The sequence below is a fragment of the Flavobacterium sp. LS1R10 genome (assembly GCF_003968825.1).
Lineage (GTDB): Bacteria > Bacteroidota > Bacteroidia > Flavobacteriales > Flavobacteriaceae > Flavobacterium.
This window is the reverse complement of record NZ_RYDH01000001.1, coordinates 1081269-1098623: the sequence shown is the minus strand read 5'-3', so window position 1 is coordinate 1098623 and position 17355 is coordinate 1081269. Positions and strand designations below refer to the sequence as shown.

The 17355-nt window shown below is 35.7% G+C and carries 15 protein-coding genes and 2 tRNA genes; 4 read left to right on the top strand and 13 right to left on the bottom strand.

Going from position 1 to position 17355, the window contains the following annotated elements; genetic code table 11:
- Positions 1-45: 45 nt before the first annotated feature.
- Entirely contained in the window at positions 46-3165 is a 3120-nt protein-coding gene (locus EKL96_RS04810) for a SusC/RagA family TonB-linked outer membrane protein (protein WP_126458887.1), read from the top strand.
- Positions 3166-3175: 10 nt separating this feature from the next.
- Positions 3176-4747: a SusD/RagB family nutrient-binding outer membrane lipoprotein gene (locus EKL96_RS04805; protein ID WP_126458884.1), complete on the top strand. Its 1572-nt coding sequence runs from the start codon at positions 3176-3178 to the stop codon at positions 4745-4747.
- A 357-nt stretch (positions 4748-5104) separates the two neighbouring features.
- Here the strand turns inward: EKL96_RS04805 and EKL96_RS04800 are convergent, their stop codons facing one another.
- A complete protein-coding gene (locus tag EKL96_RS04800) occupies positions 5105-6082 on the bottom strand; it encodes a polyprenyl synthetase family protein (protein WP_126458881.1) in 978 nt (325 codons plus the stop codon).
- Between the two features lie 64 nt (positions 6083-6146).
- Positions 6147-7190, bottom strand: a complete 1044-nt coding sequence (gene rlmN / locus EKL96_RS04795; protein ID WP_126458878.1) for a 23S rRNA (adenine(2503)-C(2))-methyltransferase RlmN — start codon at positions 7188-7190, stop codon at positions 6147-6149.
- Positions 7191-7270: 80 nt separating this feature from the next.
- Between rlmN and EKL96_RS04790 the strand changes: the two genes are divergently transcribed.
- Positions 7271-7912 (top strand): O-methyltransferase, encoded by a 642-nt coding sequence (locus EKL96_RS04790; RefSeq protein WP_126458875.1) that lies wholly within the window; start codon positions 7271-7273, stop codon positions 7910-7912.
- Between the two features lie 128 nt (positions 7913-8040).
- Here EKL96_RS04790 and EKL96_RS04785 read toward each other — a convergent pair whose 3' ends face one another.
- From EKL96_RS04785 to EKL96_RS04750, 8 genes are all read right to left on the bottom strand, one after another.
- Positions 8041-8616, bottom strand: coding sequence for a phosphatase PAP2 family protein (locus EKL96_RS04785; RefSeq protein WP_126458872.1), 576 nt, complete (start codon positions 8614-8616; stop codon positions 8041-8043).
- The gene (locus tag EKL96_RS04780; protein ID WP_126451902.1) at positions 8616-9017 is read right to left on the bottom strand and encodes a twin-arginine translocase TatA/TatE family subunit; all 402 of its coding nucleotides are present in this window, start codon (positions 9015-9017) and stop codon (positions 8616-8618) included. Before EKL96_RS04780 ends, EKL96_RS04785 begins: the two co-directional genes overlap by 1 nt.
- Before the next feature lie 108 nt (positions 9018-9125).
- Complete coding sequence (locus EKL96_RS04775) at positions 9126-11369, bottom strand: M1 family metallopeptidase (RefSeq protein WP_126458869.1); 2244 nt, start codon at positions 11367-11369, stop codon at positions 9126-9128.
- Between the two features lie 59 nt (positions 11370-11428).
- Positions 11429-11935, bottom strand: a complete 507-nt coding sequence (locus EKL96_RS04770; RefSeq protein WP_126458867.1) for a DUF6702 family protein — start codon at positions 11933-11935, stop codon at positions 11429-11431.
- Between the two features lie 80 nt (positions 11936-12015).
- On the bottom strand, positions 12016-12771 hold the full coding sequence (locus tag EKL96_RS04765; protein WP_233579261.1) for a hypothetical protein: 756 nt from the start codon (positions 12769-12771) through the stop codon (positions 12016-12018).
- Between the two features lie 17 nt (positions 12772-12788).
- Positions 12789-13037: a hypothetical protein gene (locus EKL96_RS04760; RefSeq protein ID WP_126458864.1), complete on the bottom strand. Its 249-nt coding sequence runs from the start codon at positions 13035-13037 to the stop codon at positions 12789-12791.
- 115 nt (positions 13038-13152) lie between these two features.
- Complete coding sequence (locus EKL96_RS04755; RefSeq protein ID WP_233579260.1) at positions 13153-13881, bottom strand: carboxypeptidase-like regulatory domain-containing protein; 729 nt, start codon at positions 13879-13881, stop codon at positions 13153-13155.
- Positions 13871-14626: a hypothetical protein gene (locus tag EKL96_RS04750; RefSeq protein WP_126458858.1), complete on the bottom strand. Its 756-nt coding sequence runs from the start codon at positions 14624-14626 to the stop codon at positions 13871-13873. Before EKL96_RS04750 ends, EKL96_RS04755 begins: the two co-directional genes overlap by 11 nt.
- A 149-nt stretch (positions 14627-14775) precedes the next feature.
- Between EKL96_RS04750 and pepE the strand changes: the two genes are divergently transcribed.
- On the top strand, positions 14776-15483 hold the full coding sequence (pepE, locus tag EKL96_RS04745) for a dipeptidase PepE (protein ID WP_126458855.1): 708 nt from the start codon (positions 14776-14778) through the stop codon (positions 15481-15483).
- Positions 15484-15538: 55 nt separating this feature from the next.
- Here pepE and EKL96_RS04740 read toward each other — a convergent pair.
- The 3 genes from EKL96_RS04740 to EKL96_RS04730 all read right to left on the bottom strand — a co-directional run bounded on the left by EKL96_RS04740 (position 15539) and on the right by EKL96_RS04730 (position 17209).
- Positions 15539-15611, bottom strand: a tRNA-Gly gene (locus EKL96_RS04740).
- A 45-nt stretch (positions 15612-15656) separates the two neighbouring features.
- Positions 15657-15729, bottom strand: a tRNA-Gly gene (locus tag EKL96_RS04735).
- A 757-nt stretch (positions 15730-16486) separates the two neighbouring features.
- Complete coding sequence (locus tag EKL96_RS04730; RefSeq protein ID WP_126458852.1) at positions 16487-17209, bottom strand: murein L,D-transpeptidase catalytic domain family protein; 723 nt, start codon at positions 17207-17209, stop codon at positions 16487-16489.
- Between the last annotated feature and the right edge of the window lie 146 nt (positions 17210-17355).

Genomic DNA, 17355 nt, shown 5'->3' with positions numbered 1-17355 from the left:
GAATTTATTAAGAATTTTGAAAATCTAATTCAAAAATATTTTAATATGAAATTAATGTTTAATAGCTTTTTGGTGCTGGCAATAGCACTGATTTCGCAAGTTACATTTGCTCAGGAAAGAATGGTTTCCGGGTTGGTTTCCGACGAAAGCGGATTACCAATTCCAGGAGTTAACATTCTGGTTAAAGGAACCACAAACGGAATTCAGACTGATTTTGACGGTAAATTTCAAATCATGGTAGCACCAGAACAAATGCTGGTTTTTTCCTACATTGGAATGATCGGTAAAGAAGTCTTAGCTTCATCAACTAATTTGACAATCAAACTGAAAGATGATGCTGTACAATTAGAAGGTGTTGTAGTTACAGCCCTTGGAATCAAAAGAGAAAAAAAATCACTAGGATATGCAACTCAGGAAGTAGGCGGTGATTTACTGTCTCAAGGTGGTCAAAACAATGCAGTATCAGCTCTTTCTGGAAATGTGGCAGGGGTTCAAGTAGTTGCACCATCAACAATGGGAGGCTCTTCACGAATTATCATGAGAGGTATTGGATCCGTAACCGGAGAAAACAAACCTTTGATTGTGATAGATGGTATTCCTTTAGACAATGGTAATTATAACGACTCCAATACCGAAAGAGGAGCCGGAGGTAGGGATTATGGAGACGCTTCTGCGGATATTAATCCAGACGATATCGAATCCGTTACGGTATTAAAAGGAGGTCCTGCTGCCGCACTTTACGGGAATAGAGCCGGTAACGGTGCCATTTTGTACACTACAAAATCAGCTAAAAAAGGAAAAGGTGTAATCGAATTCAACAGTGGAATCACTCTCGAATCGATCAACATCATGCCAAACCTTCAAAACTCTTATGGTGGTGGTAATTCAACTACTTTTGGAACAGCTAACATAAACGGAACCACATACAACGTTCCTGATTATGGAACAGATGAAAGCTGGGGACCTAAATACGATCCCAATTTAAAATACCTTCCCTGGAATGCTTTTGATCCTGAATTTTCTAATGATTTTCTAAAAGAAAGGTCATGGGTTGCACCTGCTAACGATGTTCGTTCTTTTTTTAGAACTGGTGTAACACGCAACAACTCGATCTCTTTCATGAAAGCAACCGAAGATTCTAATATCAGAGTTGCCTATGCGAACCAAAGTACAGACGGAATCGTTCCAAATAGCAGACTGTCCAAAAACACCTTCTCTTTTAATGCGAGTACTAAAATATCGGATAAATTAAAAGTAGAAGCTATGGCTACCTATACTTTGACCAAAGGTTTTAACAGACCCGAACAAGGATATGGAGACAATAGTTTAGGACAAAAATTCTTTCAATGGGGACAAAGACAATTGGACTACAATGAATTAAAGGATTACAAACTGGCCAATGGCGACCAAAGAACTTGGAACAGAAAAGGTTTTGACGATGCTACACCTAATTATTCTGACAACGCCTATTGGACCATCAATGAAAATACATCCGAAGACAAAAGAAACCGTCTTTTTGGAAACGCTAAATTGACATATAACATCACTGATGAATTATATGTAGTAGGAAATGTGTATGCTGACACTTATACTTTTAGAGTAAGTGAAAGAGTCGCTATAGGCTCACAGGCTCAATCGAGTTATACGGATCAAACCAGAACTTTAAGTGATTTCAATTATGAAGGAAGAGTCCATTTTGACAAAAAAATAGGAAAATTTAGTGTTAATTCGTTTTTAGGTGCAAACAGAAGAAATTATTCCTTCAACTCCATTCGCGGAGAGTCTGTAGGAGGATTAGTATTGCCAGGATTGTATAACTTATCCAACAGTTCTGAACAAGCTCTAGCTACTAATGAGCAACAATTCATGACCACTAATAGTCTTTATGGTTTTGCTTCGGTGGGATATGACAACATGTTATTTCTTGAAGTTACGGATAGAAATGACTGGTTTAGTACCACTAGCAAATCCGTAAACTACGCCTCGGTAACGGGTAGTTTTATTTTTTCTGAACTGACTGATATTGATTGGTTGGATTTTGGTAAACTAAGAGCAGGTTGGGCACAAGCCGGAAACAGCACATCACCTTACCGTCTTCAAAATTATATTGACGTTTATTCTCCTTTTCAAGGTGATCCACGATATAGTACGGCTTTAAGCTCTAATAACGCTGATCTTGTACCTGAATTGAAAACTACTAAAGAAATTGGTCTGGAATTCAGTTTATTCAAAAAAAGAGTAAATTTAGACGTATCCTATTATGACGTAATTACAACTGATTTAATTACACCGATACAATTAGAAACGAGCACAGGATTTAGCTCTAAACTGATTAACGCAGGTAAATTACAAAACAGAGGTATCGAAACTACCTTGAACATTAACCCGATACGAACTGAAGATTTCAACTGGGACATCACTTGGAACTTTGCTAAAAATGACAACAAATTAGTCGAATTATTCGAAGATGTAACGAGTTTACAATTAGCACAAGGGCCTTTTAGAGCACGTTTATTAGCTGTTGTAGGTCAAAAATACGGTCAACTCTACGGAACTGACTTTGTATATGACAACAATGGGAACAAGCTAGTGGGAGCAGATGGAAATTACGTAGCCTCTGAACAAAAATCACTCGGATCTATTATACCGGATTACAACATGGGAATAAGAAATGCTTTCCGGTATAAAAACTTTAGCTTGAGTGCTTTAATTGACATTCAAAAAGGTGGTAGTTATTTCTCTACTACTCACATGTGGGGAACTTATTCTGGAATGCTTGAAAATTCTGCAGCAAACGGAATAAGAGAAAATGGAATTGTTGTAGATGGTGTTTTGGCTGACGGAACACAAAATACACAAAATATTCCTGCAAGAACATGGGCACAAGCACATTACAACACTGTAGATGCTCAAAATGTTTTTGATGCTGATTACATCAAATTAAGAGAAGTATCTTTTGGATACAACTTGCCAATCAAAAAAGAAAGTCCTTTTAGCAGTATTAAACTATCTGTTTATGGAAGAAACTTATTTGCTTGGGGATTGGCCTGGAAAGGAATGGATCCAGAAATGGCTTCATACGGAAGTGGCAATACACAAGGTATCGAAGGAGGTTCATTGCCTTCTACCAGAACCTACGGAATGAACCTGGAATTTAAATTCTAATAAAAAAATCATGAAAAAAAGAATCATATCTGCCTTAGCATTTATTGCTATACTTGTAACCACAAGCTGCACCGCTGATTTAGAAGAAATCAACAATGACCCAAACAGACCGGTATCCGTACCTAGCTATGGAGTATTCAACTTTGCCAATAAAGCCATTATGGACGGAACCAGAGGCCCATTCTCTTCTGCTAGAATGACTTTACCATGGGTTCAATATTCGGCACAGACAAATTACACAGAAGAGGATCGCTTCCAATTCAGACAGGAAACCAATACTGCTTTATACAACTCCTATTATTTAGCTGCCAATAATTATAAGTTAGTCATAGATTTGAATGTAGATCCTGCAACAAGAGCTGAAATGTCATCTTATGGAAATAATGACAATCAAATAGCTGCGGCAAGAATAATGCTGGCGTATACTTTTTCTCAATTAGTAGACACCTATGGTGATGTCCCTTATTACTCTTACGGAAATAGTGATGCCGATTTTCAAGCTTTGCAATTAGAAAAAGGCATTCTGAAACCCAAATATGCCAGTCAGCAAAAAATATATGCTGATATTCTAAAAGAATTACAAGAAGCCTCTGAAATGATTGTAGCTACTGAAGTAGTTTTTACCCGAGGGGATCAACTTTTTCAGGGAAATGCTCAAAAACTAAAAAGATTCTCTAACTCCCTGCGCTTACGAATAGCAAACAGAGTAAAAGGAGTTGTTTCTGGTGCCGAAGGTCACATTACTGATGCAATCGCTTCGGGCGTTATGCTTTCAAATTCAGATAATGTTGGCTTGACTTATCAAAATGATGCCATCAATCCTAGCCCACTCTATATTGCTTTTTTTATAAACAACAGAGATGATTTTACGATTTCTAATACTTTTGTAGACTTATTAAAAGGAACTTTAGGAAACAATAGTGCGGATCCAAGGTTGCAAAAATATGCAGCTCCAATAACTGCATCCTTAGAAGATGTGGGTAACAACTTGTATACAGAAACTGATGATTTAGCCCAATATATCGGAATGCCATATGGAATTCCTAGCGCATCAGCACCATCACAGTTACCTAATACATCGCGATTTAGTTCTAATATTCTTAAAACTAATTATACTGAATACTTTATGGAATATGCGGAAGTTGAATTTTTATTGGCCGAAAATAACAATTGGAACAATACAAATTACACCAATGGCGTAAGAGCTTCCATGGAACGTTGGGGAGTCACAGCAGCTAAAATTAGTACCTACTTAACGAACCTGGCCCCACCATCAAAAGAAAATGTACTGACTCAAAAATACATAGCGCTTTACATGCAGCCTACAGAGGCCTGGTCAGAACACAGACGAACTGGATTCCCTAATACAATCTTGAAACCAGGCGGTACTTATGCCTTGAATAATCCTTTTGAAGGCGCAACAACCTATACCTTTAAAGCTTTAAACAATTTGACAGAAATGCCAAGTCGCCTTAATTATCCCGTGAACTCCCCTCAGTTAAACGGCGAAAATTATCAACAAGCATCCTCTAATATAGGTGGTGATTTACTAACCACTAAATTGATTTGGGACAAAAATTAATTATCCTTTAATTAGTTTTCAAAAAGAAGAATACTAAAAAATTACAATTTTTAAACAGTAGTAAACAAATGTTCGCTACTGTTTTTTTTTGTTTAAAAAGTTCCTTTGACACAGATTAAGCTTCTTATTTGAATTACGCTCCGTACTATCAAATTCGGCTCATGCCGTGCTTATGTCCTCCAATCCACTGCTTAAGTTATAAAAAAAAGACAAAGTAAGACTGTCATTTAAAAACTAAACCCTTTGCAAGTTTGAAACGCAGCAAGAGTTCTTAAAAAGAAAAACACTGCCAAAATTTTAGGTTTAAAAAAATTAATAAAATGGATAGTTAACGAGAAAAGATTATTTTAAAAAAAATTATTTTTTTCTTTCAATGACATAATTTACCATTAAAATAAGTGCCTCTTTAAATTCAGAATTGGGATAGTTATCCAAAATCAAAAGGGCTTCTTGCTGAAATTCGACCATTTTTTGTTCCGCATAAAGCAATCCGTTATTGTTTTTCACAAAAGCAATCACTTCTTTGACGCGTTTTTTATCTTTATTATGGTTTTTTATGGAGTTGATCAACCACGTTTTTTCTTTTGAAGTACACGTATTCAGAACATGAATAAGTGGCAATGTCATCTTTTGTTCTTTGATGTCAATTCCGGTTGGTTTACCAATAGCTTCCTCCGTATAATCAAATAAATCATCTTTTATTTGAAAAGCCATGCCTATGAGTTCTCCAAACTTGCGCATGTTTTCAACCTGAACTTCCTCTTCAATTACTGATCTTGCTCCCAGAGCACAACAGGCAGCAATAAGTGTAGCTGTCTTTTTCCGAATGATTTCATAATAGATATCTTCTGTAATGTCAAGTCTTCGGGCTTTTTCAATTTGGAGTAATTCCCCTTCACTCATTTCACGTACTGCTACGGAAATAATTCGGAGTAAATCGAAATCACCATTGTCTATAGAAAGCAACAATCCTTTGGACAACAAATAATCACCAACAAGTACGGCAATTTTATTTTTCCAAAGCGCATTTAGCGAGAAAAAACCTCTTCTGCGGTTGCTGTCATCTACTACATCATCATGAACTAATGTAGCGGTATGAATAAGTTCAATAACACAAGCGCCGCGATATGTACGCTCGTTTACAACTCCTGCCGAAACCATTTTGGCCGTCAAAAAAACAAACATGGGACGCATTTGTTTTCCTTTTCTATTGACAATATAATACGTGATTCTATTCAACAAAGCCACTTGAGACGTCATCGATTCGTAGAACTTTTTTTCAAAAAGTTCCATTTCATCAAAAATGGGCTGTTTAATTTTAGAGGTCACATTCATTAGAATTCAAAGGTACATTATTAACCTGCCATTATTTTGATATTTCCATAAAAACCGAATCCTTTTACGCTTCCTTGTTTGCTAATTGTCCGCAGGCAGCATCTATATCTTTACCGCGACTTCTTCGCACTTTTACAACAATTCCGGCAGCCTCAAGCGCTTTTATGTACGCCTCTATTGATTCATCAGAGGCTTGTTGAAACTCCCCATCATCAATGGGATTATATTCAATAAGATTCACTTTGCAAGGAACATATTTACAAAACTTTACTAAGGCCTCTATCGAAGCTTTATTGTCATTTATATCTTTCCAAACAACATATTCGTAGGAAATTTTGCTTTTTGTTTTTCGGTACCAATACTCTAATGATTCCCGCAACTCTGCCAATGGAAAGTTTGCGCTAAACGGCATGATTCTGGAACGAATTTCATCGATTGCTGAATGTAGCGAAACCGCCAACTTAAACTTCACCTCATCATCCGCTAATTTCTTAATCATTTTAGGCACTCCTGAAGTAGAAACCATAATGCGTTTAGGCGACATTCCTAACCCTTCTGGAGAAATAATCATTTCAATAGCTTTCAAGACATTGTTATAGTTCATAAGAGGTTCTCCCATTCCCATGAAAACGATATTTGATAACGGATGATTGTAATACAAACGGCTTTCTTTATCAATGGCTATTACCTGATCATAAATTTCCGCTGGCTCCAGATTTCGCATTCTTTTTAATCGCGCTGTAGCGCAAAAATTACAATCCAAACTACACCCCACCTGACTGGAAACACAAGCTGTAGTCCTGGTATTAGTAGGAATCAAGACTGATTCCACCACCAACCCATCATGCAAACGTACAGCATTTTTTACCGTTCCGTCTTCACTGCGTTGCATTGTATCTACTTTGATATGGTTGATCACGAAGTGTGTTTCAAGCATAGCACGCGTTTCTTTAGACACATTAGTCATATCCTCAAAACTATGCGCGCCCTTGCTCCACAACCATTCGTAGACCTGATTTCCGCGAAAGGCTTTGTCTCCGTTAGTGATAAAAAATTCGCGTAATTGTTCTTTGGATACCGCTCGTATGTCTTTTTTCTCGATTTGCATGGTGCAAAGTTAATGACAATTTGTTGATTTGTTGATTTGATAATTTGATAACTTTGTCACAAATTGAAAAAACTCAACTAATGCATTTCATTTCCCAAGAATTAGAAGATTATATCGAGCAACATTCCGAAAAAGAGCCTGCTTTATTAGCGGCACTAAATAAAGAAACCTACCAGAAAATTTTATTGCCACGCATGTTAAGTGGTCATTTTCAAGGTCGGGTTTTGAGTATGCTATCAAAATTGATTCGACCTATGAACATTCTGGAAATTGGGACTTATACCGGGTATTCCGCTTTATGTTTGTGCGAAGGCATGCGGGAAAATGGTCAATTGCATACGATTGACATCAAAGAAGAATTAGTTGATTTCCAGCGCAAACATTTTGACAAGTCATCTTGGGGAAAGCAAATTGTACAACATTTAGGTGAAGCAACAGCCATAATCCCAACTTTAGAACTGCAATTTGATTTGGTCTTCATCGATGCTGATAAAGAAAATTATCTGAATTATTTTGAAATGATTGTTCCTAAAATGAATAAAGGCGGCGTTATCCTATCCGATAATGTTTTGTGGAGCGGAAAAGTTCTGGAACCCTTACAAACCAATGATGTGAGTACAAAAGTATTACAAGCCTACAATCAATTATTAAAAAATGACCCCCGTATAGAAACTGTTTTATTGCCTATTCGTGATGGATTGACAGTGAGCAGAGTGCTTTAGTTAGCAATCTTTTTTTGAAACCAAATGCCTTAGCCCCGGCAGGAACGACATCTCCCGATGTAGAAAAACAAGATCTTTAATCGTAGTTTTATATCGGAAATACAGTCTAGAGCAGGAAACGACTCCTGCTACTTGATAGGATTAACTGGGAAATATTTTTTCTGTGCTATTGTATATCCTTTAAACATAAGTGTTCCAAAAATAACGCCACATAAATAGCCGGATAAAATATCCAATGGATAATGCAATCCTAAATAGATTCTACTGTAGGCAAAAACTAAAGGCCATAAGAACAGAAAGGCCATATATTTAGTCGTTTTTTTGAGAACAAAGTATAAAAAAACGCAAACAGCCATTGTGTTTGAGGAGTGACCCGAGAAAAAACTAAAGGAATTGCGGACTTGCACAATACGAATAAAGGAATTGATTTCCGGATTATTACAGGGACGCAATCGTTGAAATCCGTTCTTGAATAAGTTCGTTGTCTGATCTGTAATTGTCACTAAAAGAGCTGCAAACAACAATACATATAAGGTTTGCTGTAGGCCTAATTTTTTATAAATGAAATACAACAAAAGCAAAAAAAGCGGAATCCAATTGAATTGACTGGTGATAAACAGCCAAAACCCATCATAAGTGGTCGAACCTAAACCATTCAAATAAACAAATAACTGGGCATCAAGGGATACTATTTTTTCTATCATTATACCTGACGTTTTATGGGACCTGCGGCATCTTCAATAATTTCTTTTGTTGTGTTGATCTGCGAAGTTGTTTCTTCCCGTAAACTCTCAGTAGTTTTATTAATTTCGGTCGATACGCCTTCTGTAATGTTTTTAAATTGCGAGGTATCCCCCATCAAATTGTCCTTTGCCTTATTGATTTCAGTCGTAATATTACCTCGAAAATCGCTCAAAGATTTGGTGTCAAACCCATTCGCCTCTGCTCCTTTTTGAATTTCGCTTTTTATATCGTTAGTTGCATTTTTCAATTGCGCCATTGCTTTACCCATCGTACGTGCCATTTCAGGTACTTTATCTGACCCAAAAAGCATGAGCACTATAAACATAATAAATATTAATTCTCCTCCTCCTATGCCAAACATATTTTTTGTTTTAGTTGCTACAAAGATACCTAATTTTGAAACTTTGCGTTTTAATTTTTTCATAAAAAAAGACTCTTTTTAGAGTCTTTTTTTAGCAGTACCGTTTATTTAATCAAATTTAGACTTCACTTCTTCTTTTGGCCACGTGTTATTGGTTACATCAATATCAGCTGTTTCTAATTTTGGATCTATCTGAATTTTTTTGATTGCTTTTTCAGTTGCATACACTTTCTTAGCCGTATCATTGTTTTTTCTCCAGATTTGCGCAGGATATTTGAAGGTTTCTTTTGTATCATCTTCATAGGTTAGCTCAACAATGATTGGCATTAACATACCGCCTGGCTTGTTGAAATCTACTTCATAGAAATACTTTGGCGATTTAAGTTTAGCTTTTTCATCTGCAGTAAAATTTTGATTTACATACTCCGAAAGTAAATTTACATCTGCAATTGCTAATGCTTTTTTATCTTTAGCGGACAATTCTTCACTTGTTTCTGGGACTAAATAAAGGAAGGGTCCTTTTTCTTGTCCAAAACGACCTCTTCGTACTGTGGCGTCTTTTAAATCTTTCGTGGGAGTCAGTGAAACATAATATTGTTTAACTTCCTTGATACCTATATCTACAAAATCCGTGGAGTAGAACCAACCTCTGAAAAACCAATCTAAATCTACTGCAGAAGCGTCTTCCATAGTTCTAAAAAAATCTTCTGGTGTTGGGTGCTTGAATTTCCATCGGTTTGCATATACTTTAAAAGCATGATCAAACAACTCTCTTCCCATGATAGTTTCTCTAAGGATATTTAAGCCTGTTGCTGGCTTTCCGTAGGCGTTTGCCCCAAATTGAACTATTGTCTCCGAATTAGACATAATAGGCTCCAAGAATTTTTGATCCCCGCTCATATAAGGAACGATCTTACTTGCTGGACCACGACTGGAAGGAAAATTAGTTCCCATTTCTTGCTCTGCCATATACTGCATAAAGGTATTCAATCCTTCATCCATCCAGGACCATTGACGTTCATCAGAATTTACAATCATAGGAAAGAAATTGTGTCCTACTTCATGAATTGTTACACCTATCATTCCATTTTTTATGCGATCACTAGTAACACCTTTTTCATCTGGACGCCCGTAATTCCAACAAATCATTGGATACTCCATTCCTTGATCTTCAGCAGATACTGAAACTGCTTTAGGATAAGGATAGTCAAAAGTATGCGCTGAATAACTTTTCAGCGTGTGTGCTACGGTTCTTGTTGCCGTTTCTCCCCAAAGTGGATTGGATTCTTTTGGATAAACTGAAATTGCCATTACCGTTTTATCATTCAATTTAACGGCCATTGCATCGTATATAAACTTTCTAGAAGTAGCAATACCAAAATCCCTCACGTTTTTAGCGCTAAATTTCCATGTTTTTTTCTTATCTGAAAATCCTTTTTCGCTAGCTTCCGCCTCTGCTTGCGTAACAACAACTACAGGTTTGTCGTACGTTTTTTGTGCTAACTCATATCTTTTTAGTTGCGCCGCCGTAAACACTTCACTCCTATTCATAAGATCACCCGTAGCTTCCATAATGTGATCTGCAGGTACCGTGATGTTCACATCAAAATCACCAAAAGGCAACGTAAACTCTCCCGTTCCCCAAAATTGCATATTCTGCCATCCTTCAACATCATTGTATACTGCCATTCTAGGATAAAACTGCGCAATTACATATAATTTATTTCCTGATTTTTCAAATAATTCATACCCGGATCGGCCGCCTTCAGCTCTGTAATTATTGATATTATACCACCAATTGATTGCAAAAGAGAATTTCTCTCCTGGTTTCATCGGTGTCTCTAAATTAATACGCATCATAGTTTGGTTGATCGTAAAAGATAACGGATTTCCTTTCGCGTCTTTTACAAAGTCAATATTAAAACCACGCTCTAATTCTTGTTTTAAAAACTTATTTGTGAAGTTTCCCGCCGGAAAAACCTGTTCCATTCTTTGGCTTTCTGCTAAAGGGGTTTGCGAATTTTTAGCGGATTGATTTTGGTCTAGTTGTACCCACAAATATTCTAAGGTATCAGGTGAATTATTATAATACGTAATAGTTTCAGAGCCTGTTAGCTTAGAATTTTTGTCGTCTAAATCAATATTGATTTTATAATCAGCTTGTTGCTGGTAATAAGCAGGACCCGGAGCTCCTGAAGCCGTACGAAATAGGTTAGGCGTAGCTAACAAATCATACATTTGACTAAACTTATTGGTATCGTACTTTCCGGTTTGTTTTGGCGATACCGTAGTCGATTTTTCTTGCGCAACTAACAACGCAGGAAGAAATAAAAATAAAAATATTTTTTTCATAGTAAATTTATGGTTCTTTAATTGTGTGAAATTAGCATTTTAAATAGCCGTTTCAAAATTTATTCATACTTTAAAACTCCAGTTGATACAGAATCTGTAAACAGCATCGTGTTTTTAATCCCAAAAACCTTAAAATGCATGATGTTTTGCTGCTCGTTATTTCCTTCAATAAGGACTGTATTATACACTTCAAGAGTCGTTATTTTTGGAATATCTTTTATGCTCAAATAACAAATAAGCACATCGCCTTCCATTTCTTTACTCAAAAGATACATCGTGGTGGGATGTCCATTAATTTTTATGGAAAACTTTTCAGTGAAATACTTTTTCAATAAAACCAAATCCGCAGCGGTTTCTTTCTCAGAACCCAAGTTGATTTTTTTACTGTACTTTTTTCCGATAGCACTATTCAAATCATCTACAAAAATACGCGAGGTGATTTGGAGCATTTTCTTTTCGGGAGCGTAATTCACCTGATACAATGCCACGTAAAACTTGTGCATACTGAACGAAGTTAACGTCAAAAATAGCAGTCCAAAAAAGGAAATTAAAATTATTTTTTTCATTCGAAGATTCTATTTGTTTTTTATCGGAAAATGGTATCGCCATTCTTCAATCTTATTTGTATTCTGGAATCATGGCGATTTCATTTTTCAAAAGTAGTAATTCTTTTAAACTCTTCGTTCTTGGTAATTAAGAAATCAATCAGCAAAAACTCATCTTCTTGTTTCAAAAGGGTTTTTGCTTTTGGATCACCCTCACAATAATCCAGAAAAAGACCTATCTCATCCTTTTTCAACCTCAATGTATTGGTAAAAAAATAAGCATCCATTCCTTTCGAGACTACATCCGAAAAATCTACATTTGGATTTAAACCTGCTTTATCTTCGGAATCTTTCTTAAATAATTTCGAAACCATTTTGAACACTCTGACAAAATCCATTCCGTTTTCTATAGTTCCGTCTGACGGCATTGTTCTATTAATAGGAGATGATTTTTCGTCATCTACAAATTGCATATCTACAATGCGCTGCGAACCTCCTACTATGGGTTTAATTTCGGTTTTTCGTTTCACAATAACTTCATTGAGCAGCGTAGTTTGCGTCTCTAAATTAATTACAAACAACGATTTTTCAAAATCTTTTTCCGCAACAACTATCTTTTTAGACTTGAATAAACTACTTGAAACAAGCAACGTATCTTTCGCTTTCGCCAAAATATCAAAAAAGCCCTGATTACTTATAAAAGTTCTGGTTTTTGAATTTAAATTAAAAACATACCCGTGATCCACTAAAGCAGATTCGTTAATAAACTGACCATGTAAAGACTTCCTGCTTTCATTTTGACCAAAAGAAAATTGGCAAAAGAAAATTAAACAAATGATTTTTATTCTTGTTTTCATTGTAATTTTTTTTAGTATTATTTTTTTAAAGACTGTTGTCTATTTTCTTTGGCAAGTATAGCTTTATATTCTTCGGCCAAAGCTACCATAAAAAAAGTAGTCTTTTGTTTATTTTTGGAGGCTAAAACTTCCAAAAAAATTTCATTTTCTACTATAAAATATTTAAAACCAGTAACGTAATCACTTGTAATCCCCAATTGAACCGTAAAATATTCTGGATTGTACAATTCAGAAATTAATTTGATATCGTTTTCTTTTTTCTCCAAAACAACTAATTTCTTAAGCCGTTTCGTTCTCCCATTGATCTTGTTTAGCAGCTTTTCATGGTGCGTTTGTCCAAAAGAAATTTGGTTTAGTAAAAATAACATCCCCGATAAAACACTATTGATTTTCAAGGGCTATTATTTCGTTATAATTTGCAGCAAGGCTTACAATTAAATACATAACCAATGTTTTATTTTTAGCACGCAACGCATTTGCAAAAGCTATATTATCCACACAATAATATTGAAATCCTTTGATATAATCCGAGGGTATTTTTAATGTTTGCGTATAGTACTTATCCTCAAAAAGCCCATCAATTCTCGCTAGTAACTGTTCTTTCTTCTCAATTATAATTTCTTTTTTCAACATGGCTTTTCGTCCAGAAATAGTATTGAGCAATCCATCAATTCCTCCACCGGAAGTTGCGGTGTATAATTTCCTCTCAGCAGGCGTATATTTCTTTTGACCGTAGGGAATAATCCCTAAACTCTCTGCTGAAATAGAAGATTCACCGACTACAACCTCATTTAGAATAATGCTTTTTGGGATCATTATCACTAAAAAAACCGTTTCTAATACATCTTGTTTATTAATTTTTCGGCGTAATGTTTCCAGATTAACGGCAGTAAAGACTAAAACGTCGCCTTCTTTTGCAGGTATAACAAAAAAGCCATTACCCTGTGACACGGTTGCTTTTCCTGTTGATATATTTACAATATTAATGCGGTCAACAGCAACAGAATCCGAAGTGATTTTTCCTCGAATTTCCTTTACCATTTCTACCTGTCCAAAAGTGGCTTGAACTACGAGAAAGAATAACAACTGTAAGGTATTTTTAATTTTCACTGGCAATTATTTCTTTATATTTTATAGCTAATTCCCCCATCAAGAAAGTGGTCATCGTCACATTTTTAGATTTCAGAACAGCCACAAATCGTTCGTTTTCAAGGCTGTAATATTCAAATCCTTTGACATACTCAACCGGTATTTTTAACTTACTCACAAAATAGTCAACGGCAAACAGGTTCTCTAATTGCCTCAAATAGGATTCTTTCTGCTCCACTTCAAGTTCTTTTTTTAGCATTTTTGTTCTTCCTGAAATCCAGTTCAATAACGGATCTGCTGACACGGACCCTCCCATCATGCTACCCACATTAGCACTGGCATTAAGATTGCTGGCAGTATATAATTTGCGTTCTGCAGGGGTGTAAATTTTTTGCTCTCTAGGAATTATCCCCATTGATACTGCATTGATCCCATTTCGAACAATAACTTCCCGCAATTGATTCGCAATAGGTGTCATTTTTTCAAAAAGAATCCCTTGATCAAAATGGACTTGGGTCAAAAGTATTTTGGTATCTTTGAACTGCACTGCTGAAAACAACAACGTATCACCAACGGCAGCCATAATAGAAAAGTTACCATCCTGACCCGTAATAGAAGTCTTCTCTGTTTTTTTATTTATGACATAAACCCCTTCCGGAACAGAAACATCAGCTGTCACTTTTCCGTTCAGTTGTATTCGGCTTCCTTCTTGTGACATCGCCGCTGTTGTTGCAAAAGCCAAAAACAAATACATAATTCTAATCATCGTTCTTGAAGTCCTTATTGACTTATCGTAAAAGTATCTTAATGCACTCCAAATTAATTACTAATGCCTTGGTAAAAAAATGTTAATTAAAAATTTGAAATAAAAAAGCCTGATTTAATACCTTTAGCGCAAATTATGTGTCAAAAAAAATGAAAAACATCCTAATTGCAAGCACATCTACTCTTGCAAACGAGAACTATCTGGACTATTTATTACCAGAATTACAAGTGCATTTTCAAAACTGTAATACAATTCTCTTTATTCCTTACGCCAAACCTGGTGGGATCTCTCATAAAGAGTATACTGCAATGGTACGCTTGGCTTTCGCCAAAATAAATAAAGAAATAATTGGAATTCATGAGTTTGAAAACACCACATTAGCTGTAAAAAAAGCAGAAGGAATTTTCACAGGAGGTGGAAATACATTTGTTTTAGTATCACAATTATACAAAAACAACCTTATGGAAACCCTCACTGATGTGGTAAAAAACGGAACTCCGTATTTTGGAACAAGCGCAGGAAGTAACATTTGCGGATTAACGATGCAAACAACAAATGACATGCCAATAGTTTATCCCCCAAGTTTTCAAACGCTGGGATTGGTTCCTTTCAATTTGAATCCGCATTATTTAGATCCGGATACTACTTCAACACACATGGGCGAAACTCGCGAAACCCGAATTAAAGAATACCATGCATTTAATACTGTTCCGGTTTTAGGATTGAGAGAAGGAAGCTGGCTGGATATAAAAGGAGATTCAATCACCCTGAAAGGCAATCTGACCGCACGATTGTTTCGACAAAATCAAAGTCCTGAAGAACTAGAAAGCGGAACTGATTTGAGTTTTGTAAAGTAATCCTAAAATAAATGACACAAAAAAAAGCCAAAACAATTATGTTTTGGCTTGAAAGAGCGAAAGACGAGGCTCGAACTCGCGACAACCAGCTTGGAAGGCTGGAGCTCTACCAACTGAGCTACTTTCGCATGATAACAGTAAAATAAAATTTCAAACTAAAATTTGAAATTCAGAGCGAAAGACGAGGCTCGAACTCGCGACAACCAGCTTGGAAGGCTGGAGCTCTACCAACTGAGCTACTTTCGCATTAACAACGGTGCAAATATAATTAATAAGTTTGCTTCAATGCAAGTTTTTTTCTTAAAAAGTCTCAAACTTACTCCGACAGTCTTTTTTTAAAAGAGGATTCAAATCATAAAGAATTTAATATGAAAATATTATATCCTTATAGCACTCAAAAAATACTTAAAAAAAATAAAGCAAAATATCAAAAAAAGGGCTGTTTGGAGACTTTTTCAGTACAATATCCTAAATTTAGGGAGGAGAACTCGCTAGAAAACGGTCGTTTTGACGGAGATACTTGAGCAACAACTTGCCGTTTTGAATAGTATGCTGCTATAATCTCTTAAAAACAGCCCTCGTATTCAAGGCTAAAAATGATTTATTTACCAATAAAAGCAATTTCAAATATGGGTAATGACCATTCTAAAACAGTATCAAATAAACTGGTTTAGGCAAAAAACGAATTGTTACCGGAGAAAAACGGCATCTCAAACAGAAACCAAATGTAATTTAGTTCAACTCCCCAAAAGAAGCCCTTGGCTTTTACAAAAAAACAGAGTATTTTATAAAGGAGTTAATAGTAACGGAATATTTACTGAACGACGGAATCAATTGAAATCTGGAATAAATCACAGAAACGTTACAGAACGAAAGAACAAAATTTGTCAAAATCAAAAAAGAAGTCGCCTTTCATCTCTTATATTGGACTGCTTGGAGCGAGAACAACAAATTGGTTTTTAAAGATGATAGCGATACTTTTGATGCTGCTTTATACGGCAAATTACAAAGCTGATTTGGATCCAAATTTTGACACTCTTGAAGGATGATAAATAAAGAAACAGGATTTATCTTTGATAACACTGATAATTGCTTTAGACAAGGTTACAGGAACAGCAGGACAACCCAAACTTCTTCCTAATCTTTGATTATTTTTTATAAATGAATTAGAAACATACTCTGCTGCATGCATCACCACGCCTCTTGCTCTGGCATTATCATTTACTCCTTTTTCCAGACCATCTAATCGAAGTGACATCCCATGTTTACCAGCGTAAATTTCGCCTGTCGAATAAAAGCCTAGACTACTCTTGAAGGATTCCGCAGTATTTGAAAAATTCGAAGCAAATTCATCGCCCGTATTTCTACCATGTGCAACCAAAGAATTAAATAAGACCTCACCGGTACCCAGATTGATCACCCAGAGTCTTTTAATATTAGAAGACAAACTAAAATCAATTAAGGTCAAAATTTCCTTCTTGACTAATCCTTTTTCTTTCAACAAATAGTATCCTTTTAGCGCTTCGGAGAAACTTTCTAATTTAGGCAGTGCAAATTTATTGGAATGCAAATTATTATATGCCACTGTAATATTATCGTCTAAACTCGGTTTCACAGCTTCAGCGTAAATCACTGGCGTGTGTGTCTTTGGTTCAGGAAAGTTGTTTTTGATTGGCACAAACGAAACTAGCAGCAAAAAAATAGTAAGAAATATGTTATAAATCATTGATTGTCTTTAAGTTATGGACTAATTGAGGATTGCAAACGTACGTTAAAAATCAAGCCAGAAACCACTTTTTAACAAAGTTTATTCTAACTCTAACGAAAAAAGTGACGAAATATTGAGTAATAAACTTAAAAAAAATACCGTTT